The 15,667-nt window shown below is 63.2% G+C and carries 15 protein-coding genes, 1 tRNA gene and 1 pseudogene; 7 read left to right on the top strand and 10 right to left on the bottom strand.

The features are described 5' to 3' along the window. Positions 1–38 precede the first annotated feature (38 nt). From PVW48_RS06855 to PVW48_RS06825, 7 genes and pseudogenes are all read right to left on the bottom strand, one after another. A pseudogene (locus tag PVW48_RS06855) lies at positions 39–875 on the bottom strand (IS5 family transposase). Between the two features lie 63 nt (positions 876–938). Further along, entirely contained in the window at positions 939–1,103 is a 165-nt protein-coding gene (locus PVW48_RS06850; protein WP_157865321.1) for a hypothetical protein, read from the bottom strand. Between the two features lie 87 nt (positions 1,104–1,190). Then, positions 1,191–1,742 carry a hypothetical protein gene (locus PVW48_RS06845; protein ID WP_274580806.1) on the bottom strand — a complete coding sequence of 184 codons (552 nt, stop codon included), beginning with the start codon at positions 1,740–1,742 and terminating at the stop codon, positions 1,191–1,193. Positions 1,743–2,266: 524 nt separating this feature from the next. Beyond that, positions 2,267–2,518, bottom strand: a complete 252-nt coding sequence (locus tag PVW48_RS06840; protein WP_274580805.1) for a hypothetical protein — start codon at positions 2,516–2,518, stop codon at positions 2,267–2,269. Positions 2,519–2,590: 72 nt separating this feature from the next. Further along, entirely contained in the window at positions 2,591–3,790 is a 1,200-nt protein-coding gene (locus PVW48_RS06835) for an NnrS family protein (protein WP_274580804.1), read from the bottom strand. Positions 3,791–4,075: 285 nt separating this feature from the next. Further along, on the bottom strand, positions 4,076–4,564 hold the full coding sequence (locus PVW48_RS06830) for a hemerythrin domain-containing protein (RefSeq protein WP_274580803.1): 489 nt from the start codon (positions 4,562–4,564) through the stop codon (positions 4,076–4,078). Between the two features lie 15 nt (positions 4,565–4,579). Further along, positions 4,580–4,975 (bottom strand): group III truncated hemoglobin, encoded by a 396-nt coding sequence (locus PVW48_RS06825; RefSeq protein WP_274580802.1) that lies wholly within the window; start codon positions 4,973–4,975, stop codon positions 4,580–4,582. 152 nt (positions 4,976–5,127) lie between these two features. Here PVW48_RS06825 and PVW48_RS06820 point away from each other — a divergent pair, with 152 nt between their 5' ends. From PVW48_RS06820 to PVW48_RS06790, 7 genes are all read left to right on the top strand, one after another. Further along, positions 5,128–5,547 (top strand): RrF2 family transcriptional regulator, encoded by a 420-nt coding sequence (locus PVW48_RS06820; protein WP_274580801.1) that lies wholly within the window; start codon positions 5,128–5,130, stop codon positions 5,545–5,547. Positions 5,548–5,571: 24 nt separating this feature from the next. Continuing rightward, positions 5,572–5,805 (top strand): hexameric tyrosine-coordinated heme protein, encoded by a 234-nt coding sequence (locus PVW48_RS06815; RefSeq protein ID WP_012178974.1) that lies wholly within the window; start codon positions 5,572–5,574, stop codon positions 5,803–5,805. Further along, positions 5,802–6,071: a DUF6522 family protein gene (locus PVW48_RS06810; protein ID WP_050757843.1), complete on the top strand. Its 270-nt coding sequence runs from the start codon at positions 5,802–5,804 to the stop codon at positions 6,069–6,071. Before PVW48_RS06815 ends, PVW48_RS06810 begins: the two co-directional genes overlap by 4 nt. A gap of 673 nt (positions 6,072–6,744) precedes the next feature. After that, the gene (gene rocF, locus PVW48_RS06805) at positions 6,745–7,671 is read left to right on the top strand and encodes an arginase (protein WP_274580800.1); all 927 of its coding nucleotides are present in this window, start codon (positions 6,745–6,747) and stop codon (positions 7,669–7,671) included. 8 nt (positions 7,672–7,679) lie between these two features. Continuing rightward, positions 7,680–8,753 (top strand): ornithine cyclodeaminase, encoded by a 1,074-nt coding sequence (locus PVW48_RS06800; RefSeq protein WP_274580799.1) that lies wholly within the window; start codon positions 7,680–7,682, stop codon positions 8,751–8,753. A 187-nt stretch (positions 8,754–8,940) separates the two neighbouring features. Beyond that, on the top strand, positions 8,941–12,606 hold the full coding sequence (gene putA / locus PVW48_RS06795) for a bifunctional proline dehydrogenase/L-glutamate gamma-semialdehyde dehydrogenase PutA (protein WP_274580798.1): 3,666 nt from the start codon (positions 8,941–8,943) through the stop codon (positions 12,604–12,606). A 464-nt stretch (positions 12,607–13,070) separates the two neighbouring features. Then, positions 13,071–13,586 (top strand): hypothetical protein, encoded by a 516-nt coding sequence (locus tag PVW48_RS06790; RefSeq protein WP_012178979.1) that lies wholly within the window; start codon positions 13,071–13,073, stop codon positions 13,584–13,586. A 171-nt stretch (positions 13,587–13,757) separates the two neighbouring features. On the opposite strand, the gene PVW48_RS06785 is transcribed toward PVW48_RS06790, so the two are convergent. The 3 genes from PVW48_RS06785 to PVW48_RS06775 form a co-directional block, all read right to left on the bottom strand. Further along, positions 13,758–13,847, bottom strand: a tRNA-Ser gene (locus tag PVW48_RS06785). 60 nt (positions 13,848–13,907) lie between these two features. Next, on the bottom strand, positions 13,908–14,627 hold the full coding sequence (locus tag PVW48_RS06780; RefSeq protein WP_274580797.1) for an alanyl-tRNA editing protein: 720 nt from the start codon (positions 14,625–14,627) through the stop codon (positions 13,908–13,910). Further along, positions 14,624–15,661, bottom strand: coding sequence for a cysteine synthase A (locus PVW48_RS06775; protein ID WP_012178981.1), 1,038 nt, complete (start codon positions 15,659–15,661; stop codon positions 14,624–14,626). The genes PVW48_RS06780 and PVW48_RS06775 overlap by 4 nt, the downstream gene beginning before the upstream one ends. Between the last annotated feature and the right edge of the window lie 6 nt (positions 15,662–15,667).

The raw sequence follows: 15,667 nt of genomic DNA, 5'->3' as shown, positions 1-15,667 counted from the left end.
TTCACTCTTACGACCGCGTTGGATATTCGGGTCAGGCCTCATAGCCAATAAATGAGGTTGCTGCGAGGGCGACGGCTGATAGGAAGACCTTCGGGCACCTGTCGTAGCGGGTGGCAACGCCTCGCCAATCCTTGAGCCTGTCGAACATGATTGCGATCCGGTTGCGCCGTTTGTAGCGGCGCTTGTCGTATTTGACGGTCTTCTTCCGTTGCTTCCGACCAGGGATGCAGGCGCGTATCCCTTTGTCCTCTAACGCTTCTCGAAACCAGTCGGCATCATATCCGCGGTCCCCGAGCAGCCAGTCGACATCCGGCAGGCTACTCAGCAATGCTCGTGCGCCGATATAGTCGCTGACCTGGCCAGCGGTCACGAACAGGTTCAGCGGGCGTCCTTGTCTGTCGCAGATGGCGTGCAGCTTGGTGTTCATGCCGCATTCGGTGCGGCCTCCCTCTCGGGACATTTCCTACGGAAATACCCTGCCGGGCGGTGATCAGGCGTCCACGCCCCACTTTTTGACGCCCAAACTCATCGCTGTGCGGTGGGCCTTCAGGTCGGTGGCGTCCACTGCCCGGCAGTCGAAACGCAGTTTCGATGAGAGGGGATCATCACAGTCTGCTTCTCGCCGTGTTCGACAGCAAGACCCGCCATCATGCGAGCGAAGATGCCCTTGTCGCTCCAGCGCTTCCAACGGTTGTAGAGCGTCTTGTGCGGACCGTAGGCGGCGGGCGCGTCGCGCCACCGCAAGCCATTGCGGTTGATTAAGATAATCCCACTCAGCACACGCCGATCATCGACCCGTGGCTTGCCGTGTGACTTGGGAAAGAAGGGCTCAAGACGCGCCATCTGGCGTCGGTCAGCCAAAACAGATCAAACATGTTCACCGCTCGTTTTGTGGACCGCGAGTCACGCCATCCCAAGGAAATCAATGGGTCCTGACCCTAGACCGCTTTGGCAGCCCGCGTCTTGCGCGGCGGTTTCGCAGGTTCTGCCGGCGTGTTGGCCTCACGCTCGAGGCGCGCGCTGCGCAAGCGCGCGTTCTTGATCCTTCTCTTTTCGGCTTCTTCGTCAGCGATTTCGCGGACAATACGGGTGGTCTTGTCCATCGGCGTTTCCGCTCTGGGCGTCTGGGTCTTGAATACACTCGATTTCGGGCGATTAACCATGGTTTGGCCTCCTCAATATTGGTGATGTCAGTGTTGCGCGAGTACAGGGTCTGCGACGGCATAGGACGCATCCGTTGGTGGCCGGTCACAGCGAAGAACCGTCTCGACGTCCGGGGCTGCCATTGCCCGCATCAAGGCACTGTAATTCAATTGGAAGCGCATCTCACCGCCCGGCCTTGGCAGTGCGTTCTGTGTAACGACGACGAGGTGACCGCTGGTCGCCCCCACAAAGGTGGTGCCGACGGGCATGACCAGCCCCTGCACATCCGTGTCCTGCACTCCAAGGGCAAGGATGAGCCACGTTGTCCGGCTGGGTCGGATCCTGCGACCAGACGCGGTGGCCTTGATTGCCCGGCTTGGCAAGGACTTGAAGCCCGCCTCGATAACTTCGGCGACAAGGGTATCGGTACCGGGCAAGGTTGCCCAGCCGGTGTCCATCAAGACCCTGCTGCGGTTGAATGTCGACGCTTCCTGGACGAGGGCCGTCTTCTCCACGCGCGCAGGATCGGCCGCTGCCATGCTCAGGCAGACTGGCACCATGGCGGTGGTTATCGCCTCGCCTGCCATGTCCTTCGCCATCTACTGCGCGCTGCCGCCGGTGCTCCAGCCACCGAAGTTGAAACCAAGGATCGATGTCGCGATCGCTCCGCCGAGAGCGTTGTAGATGCCGGGTTTCGTCCATTCTGGAAAAGTCATGCTGAATCCTTTGACGGAGGAAGCGCCGCCATACTTTTGTCGAACTACGTGCGCAGGCCCGATCCCGGGCCAACGCGCTTTCCTGGTCGCTGTAACCGATGCAGCATGACAAAGCTCGCCTGCACACCTATCTGGCGCGACGTGGCCGTAGATGCCTTTGGCAGACGAGCGCTCCCGCACTCGCGGCCGACACCAACCGCGATCGGGTCTCGGCCCCAGGTGACGGTTTGGTCCGATAAAAACGAGGTAGATAGGCCTCGCTGGGGGTCCGCGGCAAAGCGTCTGCGAGCGGCAGATCAACGCGCCCAATGTCGAGGCGCCGACCACCGGATGTTCAAGATGGACACACGGTCAGCAAACGTACGGCGCGTTACTTGATCCTGCACCCAACGATGACTGATCTTCGGTCAAGGTACCCTAACAACAACAAGATTGCAACGATGGCAAAACTGGCAACGTCCTGTCTGTGCGAGCGCCTGCAGCGCCGGGGCGCGTGCGAAGGTGAAGGTGCCGCCCCTGGCCAGATCCAGCCTTTCGCCCTCGGGGGCCGGACCGACCAGTCCCAGCCCGGTGAGGTTACCGGACAGCGTGTCATTGGCCGGCACGGTGCCGGTCAACACGTCATCTTCCGACACGGTAAACGCGTCGTTGCGAACCACGCCCGCGGCGCTCGCGCCATGTCGGTCAGTCGCAGTCAGCTCCACAAACACGTCGCGGGTCCGGCCCGGCGCCTATGCGGCTGGTTTAGGGCGCAGAAGCAATCCGCCATAGAGCAGCGAGAAACCCCCGAAAGCCGCGATCCAGAACACCGCCGAAAGCGCGTGCAACATGCTTGCCCATGCCGGCCAGACGCCCGCCAGCGCCCGCAACAGGACTGCCGCCACGACCAGAAGATAGATCGCCGTCGTGCCCCTGTCCGCTGTGAGCGCCCGGCCGGTGTGGCCCAAGGTCGCCCGTGTCATGACCGCAAGGGTCATCAGCCCGATACACCCCGCCATCCAAACGTGCTGTGCCGGTGCCGTGCCGATGAGTTCCGGCCAAAGGGTCGCCAGACCCTGCAGGACCGCCCCCATCGGCAGGAACAGGTACGCGAGATGCAGCACCCAGACCAACGGTTCGGCCGCCGTGCGTTGCCATGACCACCGGGCCAGCCGCGCCAGATGAAGCAGGCCCGCCGCGACAAGTAGCCCACCAGTCAGAATATGCAGCGGCCAGCCCACCCAGGCCAGCAGTGCGCCCAGCAAGACAAGAAGTGTCAGTTTATCGAACACCTGCATGGGCGGCGTGGGAAGGACCGTATCGCCCCGCTTGACCAACCAGTTGCGGGTGAATGACGGAATGATCCGTCCCCCGATCACGGCGATCATCATCAACCCGGCCGCCAGCCCCAGGCGCAGACCAGCGCTACCGGCCGCATAACCTCCCCGGGCCGCCTCCCAGTGAAACAGGCCATTGGCCAGGATGAACGTGGCCAGAAGCGCCAGGATCGTCAGGTTGCGCCAGTTACGGCCCGCCACGATCTCGCGCGTCATGGCCAACGCGAGAAGGACAGCAAAGGAAAGATCGGCGGCGGCAACCACAAGGGCCGGAAGGACCTCCGAAATCGATACCGCCAAGCGCCCCGCAAGCCAGAGCGCAAACAGTCCCGCCAGCGGCCAACCCACAAGGGGAAGCCGCCCGGTCCAGTTCGGCACAGCGGCCAGCATGAACCCCGCGACCACGGCCCCCAGATACCCGAACAGGAACTCATGGGCATGCCACGACACGGGATCGAACGCAGTGGGCAGCACATCCTGCCCGGAAAGCATGGCGATCCAAGCGACCATGGCGGCGGCGGCCCACAGGCCGGCAACCAAAAAGAACGGTCGGAACCCGTAGGACAACACCGCAGGCCCCGTCCAGGCACGCATCTGTTCGCTTGTGGTCCTCACGTCACGCGCTCCTTCTGTCGAACTTCGCTTTCGATCCCATGATTTCGCGGGCTGTGCCAAGGGGGTGCAGCAGAAGCCCCCCATGGGATCTTGCGCCATCGCAGCTCGTCATCGGCTCCTTCGGCAGCCGCGTCGCAAGGTTCGCGGCCTCTCAGCGCCAACTCATGAGGCAATGCGCTAGATCCACCTGATCTGTCGCCGGTCATGGCGCTCTTCCCTCTGCGGCTGCCCGGCGGCCTTCGGGCGCCTGGGCGCGACCGCCCAGACTCCCTCTGCGGCCTGTTCTCAGGCCTCCAGCCGCGTTTTCCTCTCGAACTGCGGAAACAGCACGTCGTTCTCCAGCCGGATATGCTCCTGCAGATCGTCCATGAACTCTTCGAGACCCATGTAAAGGCGCGTCCAGCTTCCGCAGGCATCGTCGGGCAGGTCCGGACCACCCGTGATACGCCGGATCTCGGACAGCTCGAACGCATGGTTATCGTGATCGGCGCGCATCGCGGCGATGGGGTTTTCGATACCAGGGCCGCCCCCGTTGCGAATGGCGGGAAACAGGATCAACTCCTCTTTTTTCATGTGAACTTCCATGTCACCGATCATGCGATCGAGCACTGCGGCAAGCCCGGCAGGCGCACGAGGATCATCGATATGCACCGCTTCGACCATCGCGGACAATTCCGCCAGCAGCGGCAGCTGATCTCGGTGACGGGCGTGATACCGTGTCTCGATGTAGCGGGTCAGCTCGGCTGGATCGTGGAGGGGAGGCTGGTCAGTCATGATGACGTCCTTTCGTCACTGCAGGCTTGGGATGGCATGGGGGCAGATGGCTTGAGCATTCTGCACAGCCATGTGCAGAGACCGCGCAATGCGTTCGGCGCGGGAGATGACGTGGTCCGCGCCTTGCGGCGTGCAGACCTCGCGCGCAGTCTCGCGGAAGAGCATGAGCCAGTGATCGAAATGCGCCCGCGTGACCGGCAGGCCCGTATGCGCCGGCACAGGTGCACCGTGATACCGCCCGGTCATCAGTGCGACCGAGGACCAGAAATCGACCATGCGGGCCATATGTGGGTCCCAGTCCGAGATGCGGTCCGCAAAGATCGGTCCGAGCGTGCCGTCGTCACGCACCTTCTTGTAGAAGCGGTGGACCAACTCCCGGAGCTGCGCCTCGTCCAGGCCGGTATCACGCATGACCGTGCGTGTCATTTCGGGGCGCGCCGAGGCAATGCGGGGTATTTGTTTTTTGAACTCGGCCAAACGGGCCTCCGGGGTCAAGTGCCTTGCATCCAGCGGTAGACCTGTTAATACGCATTGTAAATACCAATTGAACGGAGTGCGACCCGATGCGCCTGACCTCCTTCACCGATTACGGACTGCGGATGCTGATGCGCATGGCCAGTGCGCCAGAGCGTGCCTTCTCCACGGCAGATCTGGCGGAGGAGTTCGAGCTGTCGCGCCATCATCTGAGCAAGATCATGCAGCGGCTGTCCCGGGCCGGGATCGTCGAGACCCGGCGCGGGGGCGGCGGCGGCGCGACATTGGCGCAACCGGCGTCGGAGCTGCGCCTTGGACGCGTGATCGCCGTGCTGGAACAGGATCAGCCCATTGTGGAATGCTTCGGCTCCGGCCCGCATAGTTGCACGATCGACCGCCAGTGCGGCCTGAAGGCTCGGCTTCGTGCGGCGGAACGCGCCTTTCTCACCGACCTCGATCGTTCCACCCTGGCCGATATCGCGTTGTCGGAGCCCCGCAACGCCGCCTGACACCCTGAAACGGAAGGAAACTCCATGTCATCATGGCTACCCACCCTGACCACCGCCACCCCCGAGGAGGGCTATGATCTTGCCGTCAAACTCGCGCGCGTTGCCATCAAGCTGACCCAGCCGGATGCGGAGGCCCGCGATCGCATGCGCCCGGAGTATGCCGAAGACGCCGACGCGCTGATCGCCGTCAGCCAGGTGGTCGCGACTCATTTCGCAACCGTGGCGGCCGCCAACGGCTACTGGAGGGACACACCATGATGCAGGTGGAAGTCGGAGCAGACGGTATCGTCGTGGACGCGGAACTGCTGGCCGAAGCCTTCGGCATAGCGCCGTCCATGGTGCACCCGGGCATGAAGTCGGGAGACATCACATCGCTCTGCGAAAAGGGCGAGGGATCGGATGCGGGGCGTTGGCGCCTGACCTTCTATCACGCCGGTCGTGCGTTTCGACTGACCATCGACGATACCGGTCAGGTTCTGCGGCGGACCCGCTTCGACGCCCCGAGACCGGGCCGGGCAACCTGAGAAACAGGCTCTGCCCAACGTCGTCTTTAACCTCAGTCCGCGCGGCACGCTATCCGCCCGAGTCCAGCACCTTTCCCGGGGCCACATCCGCAGGAGCAGTCGAAGCCCGCAGCCTCGGCCCGGAGGCAGGCATCGCAGTGTGATGGCCCTGTCCCATGGGCAAAGATCCGACCTGCGTCACCCAAAGACCGGCGAACCACATCACGCAGGGACGTATCGCCGACACCGGCACGGCTCAAACAACCATTCTCGGGACGATACTGAAAACCGCGCGCTGGCGGAGCATCAGCGTCAAATGCACTGTTACCGGTAAAAGATTGGTTTCTGCTCTTCGACGTCCCCGGCGGACAGCCCGATCAGCCAAGCGCCGCAGGCAAACCGTTGACCCACCGGCGCTCCGTGATACAGCGGGTGTAAATGCGGGAATGAGCCGGATGGTAAGGCAAAATGGCTCTGTCGACATATCTGTGAATTGACTTCGAAACATCATCCCCGATTGGGAGGTGCCATCCTGCCCGCTGGCCTATGTGCCCCGGATACGAAAAGGCGGTTCGGGACGCTCGGGGTTTGGAGAGACTGCCCCTCGCACGCCCCTGTGAAGGCGCGCAGCAAACCGGCGCGGCATGTATGGTAAAGGGGCGATCACCGCAGCACGCGGGGAAGGGACCAAGGCATGCGCACGCAGAAATGCATTCTGATCGGGGCCGGCATGGATTGCGGCAAGCGCCGCCGTGGCTGCATCATGGGCCCGGACGCGTATCGCACCGCCGGACTGATTGACACCCTCGGCGATCTGGGCTGGCAAACAGAGGATCGCGGCAACCTGCCGGGCCCAACCTGGGTGGCCGACACCCCACCCGGAGAGGTGCACGCGCTTTCGGAAACGATCACATGGACAAGACTGCTGTCGGAGGCCGCGCAGGCGGCCATCGGGCAAGGCTTTCCGATCTTTCTGGGGGGCGATCACGCGCTGTCACTGGGCACGGTTGCCGGCGTCTCAGCTCATGCCGCGGGCCAGGATCGTCCGCTTTTCGTGCTCTGGCTGGATGCGCATCCTGATATCAACACGCCGACAACCACCCTATCGGGAAATCTGCACGGCACGCCTGTCGCCTACATCACGGGTCAAGCCGGGTTTGACGGATTCCCGACACTCACCGCGCCAGTACCGCCGGAAAACATCTGCTTCATCGGATTGCGCTCGGTCGATGCATCGGAGCGCAATTTCATAGCACAATCCGGCATGACTGCGATCGATATGCGCCAGATCGACGAGCATGGTATCGCCGCCCCACTAAGCGCGTTCCTGGCGCGAGTCGCAACGGCGGGTGGCATGCTGCATGTTTCGCTCGATGTCGATTTCCTGGAACCCGCCATCGCCCCCGCCGTCGGCACCACCGTCCCCGGCGGCGCCACCTTCCGCGAGGCGCACCTGGTGATGGAGATGCTGCATGACAGCGGACTTGTCTCCTCCCTCGACCTTGTGGAACTGAACCCCTTCCTCGACGATCGCGGGCGCACCGCATCGCTCATGGTCGATCTCACCGCGTCGCTTTTCGGTCGGCGAGTGTTCGACCGCCCAACCCGCAGCCATTCGTGAGCAAACTCATGTCCGCATCTGCCAACGACCCGGTCCCTGGCCCCTCCGACCTTGCCTATATCCGCTTTGTCAGCGTCGAGAACATGATGAAGCTGGTCCACAGTATCGGCATCGAGACCATGCTCAGGGACCTTGCCCGCTATATCGAAGACGATTTCCGCCGCTGGGAGAAATTCGACAAGACCCCGCGCGTTGCCAGCCATTCGCCGGAGGGGGTGATCGAACTGATGCCGACATCCGATGGTGAGGATTACGGTTTCAAATACGTCAACGGCCATCCCAGCAACACGAAGGATGGGCTACAGACCGTGACCGCTTTCGGTCTGCTCGCGCGGGTCGATACCGGCTATCCGGAACTCCTGACGGAGATGACGGTGCTGACCGCGCTTCGCACCGCGGCGACATCTGCCATGGTCGCCAGCCACCTCGCGCCGAAGGGCAGCAGGGTCATGGCGATGATCGGCAACGGTGCACAATCGGAATTTCAGGCGCTGGCGATGCGCGCGATCTGCGGCATCGACACGCTGCGGCTTTACGATATCGACCGGGCGGCGACAGAAAAAGTGCGGCGCAACCTGACCGGACAAGGTTTCGAGCTGATCCCCTGCGCCACGCCGGAAGAGGCCATCGAGGGCGCGCAGATCATCACCACTTGCACCGCCGACAAGCAATTCGCCACGATCCTGACCGACAACATGGTCGGCGCAGGCCTGCACATCAACGCCATCGGAGGCGACTGCCCCGGCAAGACAGAATTGCACCAGGATATCCTGACCCGGTCCGACGTCTTCGTGGAGTATCCGCCACAGACCCGGATCGAGGGCGAGATCCAGCAGATGCCGGAGGACTTCCCTGTGACCGAGATGTGGCAAGTCATCACCGGAGCGGCACCTGGGCGCATCAATGACCGCCAGATCACGCTGTTTGACGGCGTGGGCTTTGCCATCGAAGATTTCTCGGCCTTGCGCTACCTGCGTGACAAGCTGAAGGACCATCCCTTCTACGAGGACCTCGACATCATCGCCGACCCCGACGACCCCCGCGATCTGTTCGGCATGATCCAGCGCGCGCGACCTCGCTGAGCGGCCATCAAGACGCAGCTTTGCACGTCGCCGCGAGCCGATCGAAGAACGGCAGATGCGCAACCCGCGCGTCCACGTTATGCTCCCGAATTGCAGGCGGGACGTCAACCTGTCCGGTCGGGAGGCACACCGAGCAAGGGGCAATCTGGCAGGGCCGGAGATCAAGGCACCTTTGGGAGAGACGAAAATGAACAGGGCGTTCGACATATCCAGTCAGATCGACAATCCGTTTCGCGCCCAGGTGCGCGCGCATTACACCGCCGAGGAAACCGCGCTTCTGAAATCTCTGGCCGCCCGCATCAAACTGTCGGCACACGAACGCGAGAAGGCCGCCGCTGCCGGGGCCCGATACGTGACAAGGGTCAGAAACGAGACCAGGCCCTCTATGATGGAGGCGTTTCTGGCCGAATATGGTCTCTCGACATCCGAAGGCGTGGGCCTGATGTGCCTCGCCGAAGCGTTGCTGCGCGTCCCGGATGCGGACACCATTGATGATCTGATCGAGGACAAGGTTGCGCCATCGAATTGGGGCGCGCATCTGGGCCATTCCTCGTCTTCTTTGGTGAATGCATCGACCTGGGCGCTGATGTTGACCGGCAAGGTTCTGGATGAAGACCCCAGGGGGCCGGCGCGCGCCCTGCGCGGGCTGGTCAAGCGCCTGGGCGAGCCGGTCGTGCGCACCGCTGTCGGCCAATCGATGAAGGTGCTGGGACGACAGTTCGTTCTAGGTCAGACCATCGAGGAAGGCCTGAAGAACGCCCGCGAGTTGGAAAAAAAGGGGTTCACCTATTCCTACGACATGCTTGGCGAAGCGGCCCGCACCGACGCCGATGCCAGGCGCTATCATGCCGCCTATGCCCAGGCAATCACGGCAATTGCCAGGCAGGCCACGGGGGATGTTCGCTCCTCGCCCGGCATCTCGGTCAAGTTGTCGGCCCTGCACCCGCGCTACGAATACACCCACCGACATTCGGTGATGGCAGACTTGGTGCCCCGCGCGGCGGCACTGGTAAAACAAGCCGCCCAGGCCGGTATCGGCTTCAATGTCGACGCAGAGGAACAGGACCGGCTCGATCTCTCGCTCGATGTGATCGAAGCGATGATGTCAGACCCGGATCTCGACGGGTGGGACGGGTTCGGCGTTGTCGTGCAAGCCTATGGCCGCCGTGCCGGGCCCGTCATCGAGACCCTGTATGACATGGCAGAGCGGTATGATCGGAAGATCATGGTGCGGCTCGTCAAGGGCGCCTACTGGGACACCGAGATCAAACTGGCGCAGGAATTGGGGGTGGAACGGTTTCCGGTCTTTACCCGCAAGAACAATACCGATGTGAGCTATATGGCCTGTGCACAAATGCTGCTGGACCGGCGCGACCGAATCTATCCGCAGTTTGCCACCCACAACGCCCATACCTGTGCCGCCGTCTTGCAGATGGCCGGCAACGCCAGAGACTGCTTCGAATTCCAGCGCCTGCATGGAATGGGCGCGTCGCTGCATCAGATCGTCAAGGAGACCGAAGGCACCCGGTGCCGGATCTATGCGCCGGTCGGCGCGCATCAGGATCTTCTGGCCTATCTCGTCCGCCGCCTTCTCGAAAACGGGGCCAACTCATCCTTTGTGAACCAGATCGTCGATCCCGACATCCCCGCCGAGGCGATCTCCGCCGATCCGGTATCCGAGATGGAGAAGCTGGGCGATCAGATCCCGAACCCGGCGATCCGGCAACCATCCGACCTCTTTGCCCCCGACCGGCGCAACTCCAGAGGCTACCGCGTCAACGAACCGGCATCGATCCTCCCGCTGATGACTGCGCGCGAAGCCTTCGCCGAGACCACCTGGCATGCACGACCGATGCTGGCCGGGGGCCGTGACCCGACCGGGCCCACGCGCGAGGTGCATTCGCCCGCGGACAAGACCCGCCTTGTCGGCACCGTTCAGGAGGCCTCCGCCGAGGATGTCGCCTGCGCGCTCGATGCCGCCGAAACCGGCTTCAGAGACTGGTCGGCCCGGCCCGTGTCCGAGCGCGCCGATATGTTGCGCAAACTGGCCGACATGTACGAAGACAACATCGCCGAACTCACCGCGATCACCACGCGCGAGGCCGGAAAGACCGTCCTCGACGGCATTGCCGAAGTGCGCGAAGCAGTTGATTTCCTGCGCTTCTATGCGAACGAGGCCGAACGTCTGGAAGAAGAGGATCCGGGCCGTCCGCGCGGTATCTTCGTCTGCATCAGTCCTTGGAACTTCCCGCTGGCCATCTTCACCGGCCAGATCGCGGCGGCTCTCGTCATGGGCAACGCGGTGCTGGCCAAACCGGCCGAACAGACGCCGATCATCGCCGCTCGCGCGGTGCAGATGATGCGCGACTGCGGCCTGCCCGACGCCGCCCTCCAGCTTTTGCCCGGCGACGGTCCAATGGTTGGCGGTCCGCTGACCAGCGATCCGCGCATTGCCGGGGTCTGTTTCACAGGCTCCACCGAAGTGGCGATGATCATCCACAAGGCACTGGCGAAGAACGCCGGACCAGAGGCGGTTCTGGTCGCCGAAACCGGTGGTCTGAACGCGATGATCGTCGATTCCACCGCCCTGCACGAACAGGCCGTGCGCGATATCCTGATCTCTTCGTTCCAGTCGGCTGGCCAGCGCTGTTCCGCCCTGCGCATTCTCTACGTTCAGGAAGACGTGCATGACAAGCTGATGGAGATGCTGTCGGGCGCGCTCGATGCGCTGGTGATCGGCGACAGCTGGAACCTGGATGTCGATGTGTCCCCCGTGATCGATGCCGACGCCCAGAGCGATATCCTGGGCTATATCGACCAGCACCGGAAAGCGGGCACCCTGATCAAGACGCTCGCCGCACCCGACGGCGGTACCTATGTCACCCCGGCCATCGTCAAGGTGGGCGGCATCGCGGACATGGAACGCGAAATCTTCGGCCCCGTTCTGCATGTCGCGACCTTCAAGGCGAACGAGATCGACCAGGTGGTGGACGCCATCAATGCGCGCCGCTACGGCCTGACTTTCGGCCTTCACACGCGGATCGACGACCGGGTCGAACAGATCGTCGAACGAATCCAGGTCGGCAATGTCTACGTCAACCGCAACCAGATCGGCGCCATCGTGGGCAGTCAGCCCTTTGGCGGCGAAGGGCTTTCGGGAACCGGTCCGAAGGCGGGAGGGCCGCTTTACCTGACCCGCTTCCGCAAGGTCGGAAAGTCCACCAGCCATCCCGCCCCGCAAGGGGCTGTGCTCGGCAAAGCGGCGCTGAGCACGGCCCTGTCGTCGCTCGATGCGCGAAACTGGGCCGCACGGCCGGACCGGGTGCACATCCTGCGCATGGCGCTCAGTGGCAGTACCGGCGTGGTGCGCCGCGCCTTGTCGGAAACCGCGGCCTTCGACATGTCCCCGCAGACGCTGCCGGGGCCGACCGGCGAGAGTAACCGCCTGAGCATGGTCCCGCGCGGCACGGTCCTGTGCCTCGGCCCCACCCCGGAAATCGCGATGGCCCAGGCGGTGCAGGCACTTGGCGCAGGATGCGCGGTGGTGATTGCCCTGCCCGACAGCACGCCCCTGTCCCAACCGCTCTCCGACGCGGGCGCCCCTGTCGTGACCCTCGACGGCACGGTCGACTGTGTAACCCTGACAGAGCTCACAGGCATAGAGGTCGTCGCCGCTGCCGGCGCTTCGGATTGGACGCGCACCCTGCGGGTCGCCTTGTCCCAACGCGACGGACCAATCATCCCGCTGATCGTCGACGAAATCGCGCCCGAGCGGTACGTGCTCGAACGCCACCTGTGCATCGACACGACGGCGGCAGGCGGCAATGCCAAATTGCTGGCCGCCTCGTCGTGAAAGAAGACCCGATCCCTCCGGAATTGGCCCGACGTTGCCCTCGCCCAGCATCGCACAGCGCGTAACCTTGCGGACTTGGACGATTCGGAGCCATTCATTGGATTTGCATATGCGCCATCCGACCAAAGCTTGTGAATTCGTGTTTCTTTGGAAAAAGGACCTTTAGGGTGTCGAGTCTCGCACTGCGCTCGCGATTCCGTGGGTGGAGTGCCTTACAGCAGGTCAAGGGTCCCGCCCATCTCGTCGCGGCTTGGCAGGCGAGCCATTAGGACCTGGTCTGCCGAACCCGTAATCAGGCCCGAACACTTTCAGAGACTTCTTGCGACACCCGCGCACATGTCGCGCAGATCGAGGCCGGGCTGACGATCAAGCAACAAAAGACAGGCACAACGGTACACTTCCCTGTCCTGCATCAGCTGCTCGAAGTCCTTGACACATTATCTTCGGGACAACTGACATACATCGTGACAGCACAGGGCAAACCCTTCACCCCGGCAGGCTTTTCGCTCTCGTCGGACAAGCTGTTCGATGTCTTCGATGAGACCAGGATCGATGCACTCAAGCGGGACTGGAAGCAGTTCTCTGAACTGAAGCGGTCTGTCCAGCTTCGCTACCAGGAGACGGTGGACGTCCGCGAATTCGAACCGAAAATCCAGAAACTGCTGGATGACCATGTCGTTGCGATGCCGGCGGAAACCATCATCGAGGTGGTGAACATCAACGATCCCGACGCGCTTAAGGCAGTCGTCGAAGAGACCGGGGTCTCCGAGGCTTCAAAGGCCGATCGCATCGCCAGCGCGACCCGCCGGGCTATCACCGAGAAGATGGATGAGGATGCCCGATTGGGAGCGTCGGAAGCAAAGGCTCGAATGGGCCATGGCCTGAGAAATTCCGAAACCGGTCGCAACAAACGCAAACGCGACTTCAATCCAAGCAATTTCGGACGCTGGATTTTCTTTATATCTCACGTGTACCTATAAGAAATTCACCAAATCGGCGTAGTCATGAGGTCCGGAGAATATCAGCCCGTAGAGAACGCTTTGCGCCCTCTTCGCACCGGGGCCGGTGAACGGCCCCTCGTGCATAACCCTCGAAAACAACGGAAAAATCCGGCCGCAGCCGGATCGGGAGAACACTTTCTCAAGGGCAAGTGGCGGAGAGACAGGGATTCGAACCCTGGAGACGGTTTCCCGCCTACACACTTTCCAGGCGTGCGCCTTCGACCACTCGGCCACCTCTCCGTGCGAGGGGTCTTACCGCCAAACCCGGGGCGGGTGCAAGTCCCCAGGCCGAGGGTTTTCCTACGGATCGAGCAGCAGATTGACGCGCCGGTTCTGGCGGCCCTTTTTCTCGATCTTGCCGAGGACCACCCGGCCGATCTCGCCCGTGCGTGCCACGTGGGTGCCGCCGCAGGGCTGCAGATCGACGGTGTCGGCGCCTTCGCCGATGCGCACCAGGCGCACCTGCCCCGATCCCAAGGGCGGTTTCACGGCCATAGTCTTCACCAGCTCGGGTTTGGCGAGCAGTTCGGCCTCGGTAATCCATTCGTCGGCCACGGGCAGGTCCCGCTCGATCAGGGTGGCGAGTTGGGCTTCGAGGGCGTCGCGATCTTCGGGCGCGTCGGGCATGTCGAAATCGAGCCGCCCTTTCTGGGCCGAGATGCCCCCCCCGGTGACTGGCAGGGGGATCACCACCGACAGAAGGTGCAGCGCCGTGTGGATACGCATATGGCTGTGGCGGCGGGCCCAGTCGAGGCTCAGTCGAAGCCCGGCGCCCACATGTGGCAGGGAGGCGGCCTCTGCGGGGACATGGGCGATGGCGCCGGTGTCCAGCTTGACGGCGGTCGCAATCTCGATCTCGCCGCCGTCCCAGGCGATCCGGCCCGCGTCGCCAGGCTGGCCGCCGCCCGTGGCGTAGAACACGGTCTGGTCGGTGACGATACCGCCTTCGGGGGTCAGGGCGGTCACCGTGGCGGTGCACTCCTGCAGATAGGCATCGTCGCGAAACAGGAGCCGGGTCATGGAACCTCCTCGAAGACCGCGGGCAGGCTGCGCGGGTTTGCGTCGAGCCAGTCGGGCACGGGCAGATCCTTGCTGCGCAGGAAGTCGGGATTGAAGAGCTTGGACTGGTAGCGCGTGCCGTAGTCGCACAGGATCGTTACGATGGTGTGGCCCGGCCCCATATGCCGCGCCATGCGGATGGCCCCGGCGATGTTGATGCCCGAGGAACCGCCGAGGCAGATCCCTTCGTGACGCAAGAGGTCGAAGACGATCGGCAAGGCCTCGCTGTCGGGCACATTGCATGCGAAATCCGGGGTGAAGCCTTCGAGATTGGCGGTGATGCGCCCCTGTCCGATCCCCTCGGAAATCGAGGAGCCTTCGGATTTCAGCTCGCCCTGCGTGTAGAAGTTGTAGAGCGCCGCGCCGTCGGGGTCCGCGAGGCCGACCTTCACGCCCTTGGGCTGGAGCGCGAGGCCCACCCCCGCCACGGTGCCGCCGGAGCCTGCGGCACAGATGAACCCGTCGACCTTGCCACCGGTCTGGTCCCAGATTTCGGGGCCGGTGGTTTCCACATGGGCCTGGCGGTTGGCGACGTTGTCGAACTGGTTGGCCCAGATCGCTCCGTGCGGCTCGGTCTCGGCCAGTCGCTTGGCCAGCCGTTCGGAATAGCGCACATAGTTGTTGGGGTTGCGGTAAGGCGCGGCGGGCACTTGCACGAGGTCCGCGCCCGCCAGGCGCAGCATGTCCTTTTTCTCTTCGGACTGGGTTTCGGGGATGACGATGACAGTCTTGAACCCCATCGAGGCCCCGACCAGTGCCAGCCCGATACCGGTGTTCCCGGCGGTACCTTCCACAATTGTGCCGCCCGGCTTCAGGGTTCCGCGAGCCACCGCATCGCGGATGATGTAGAGGGCGGCGCGGTCCTTCACCGACTGCCCGGGGTTGAGGAATTCCGCCTTGCCGAGGATCTCGCACCCGGTCGCCTCGCTGGCCGCGTTCAGGCGGATGAGCGGCGTGTGGCCAATGGCCTCCGCAAGGTCACGATAGCTGTGCATGGCGGT

This window comes from Dinoroseobacter sp. PD6 (genome assembly GCF_028807315.1).
GTDB classification, from domain to species: Bacteria; Pseudomonadota; Alphaproteobacteria; order Rhodobacterales; family Rhodobacteraceae; genus Dinoroseobacter; species Dinoroseobacter shibae.
This window is presented reverse-complemented; position numbering and strand designations above follow the sequence as displayed.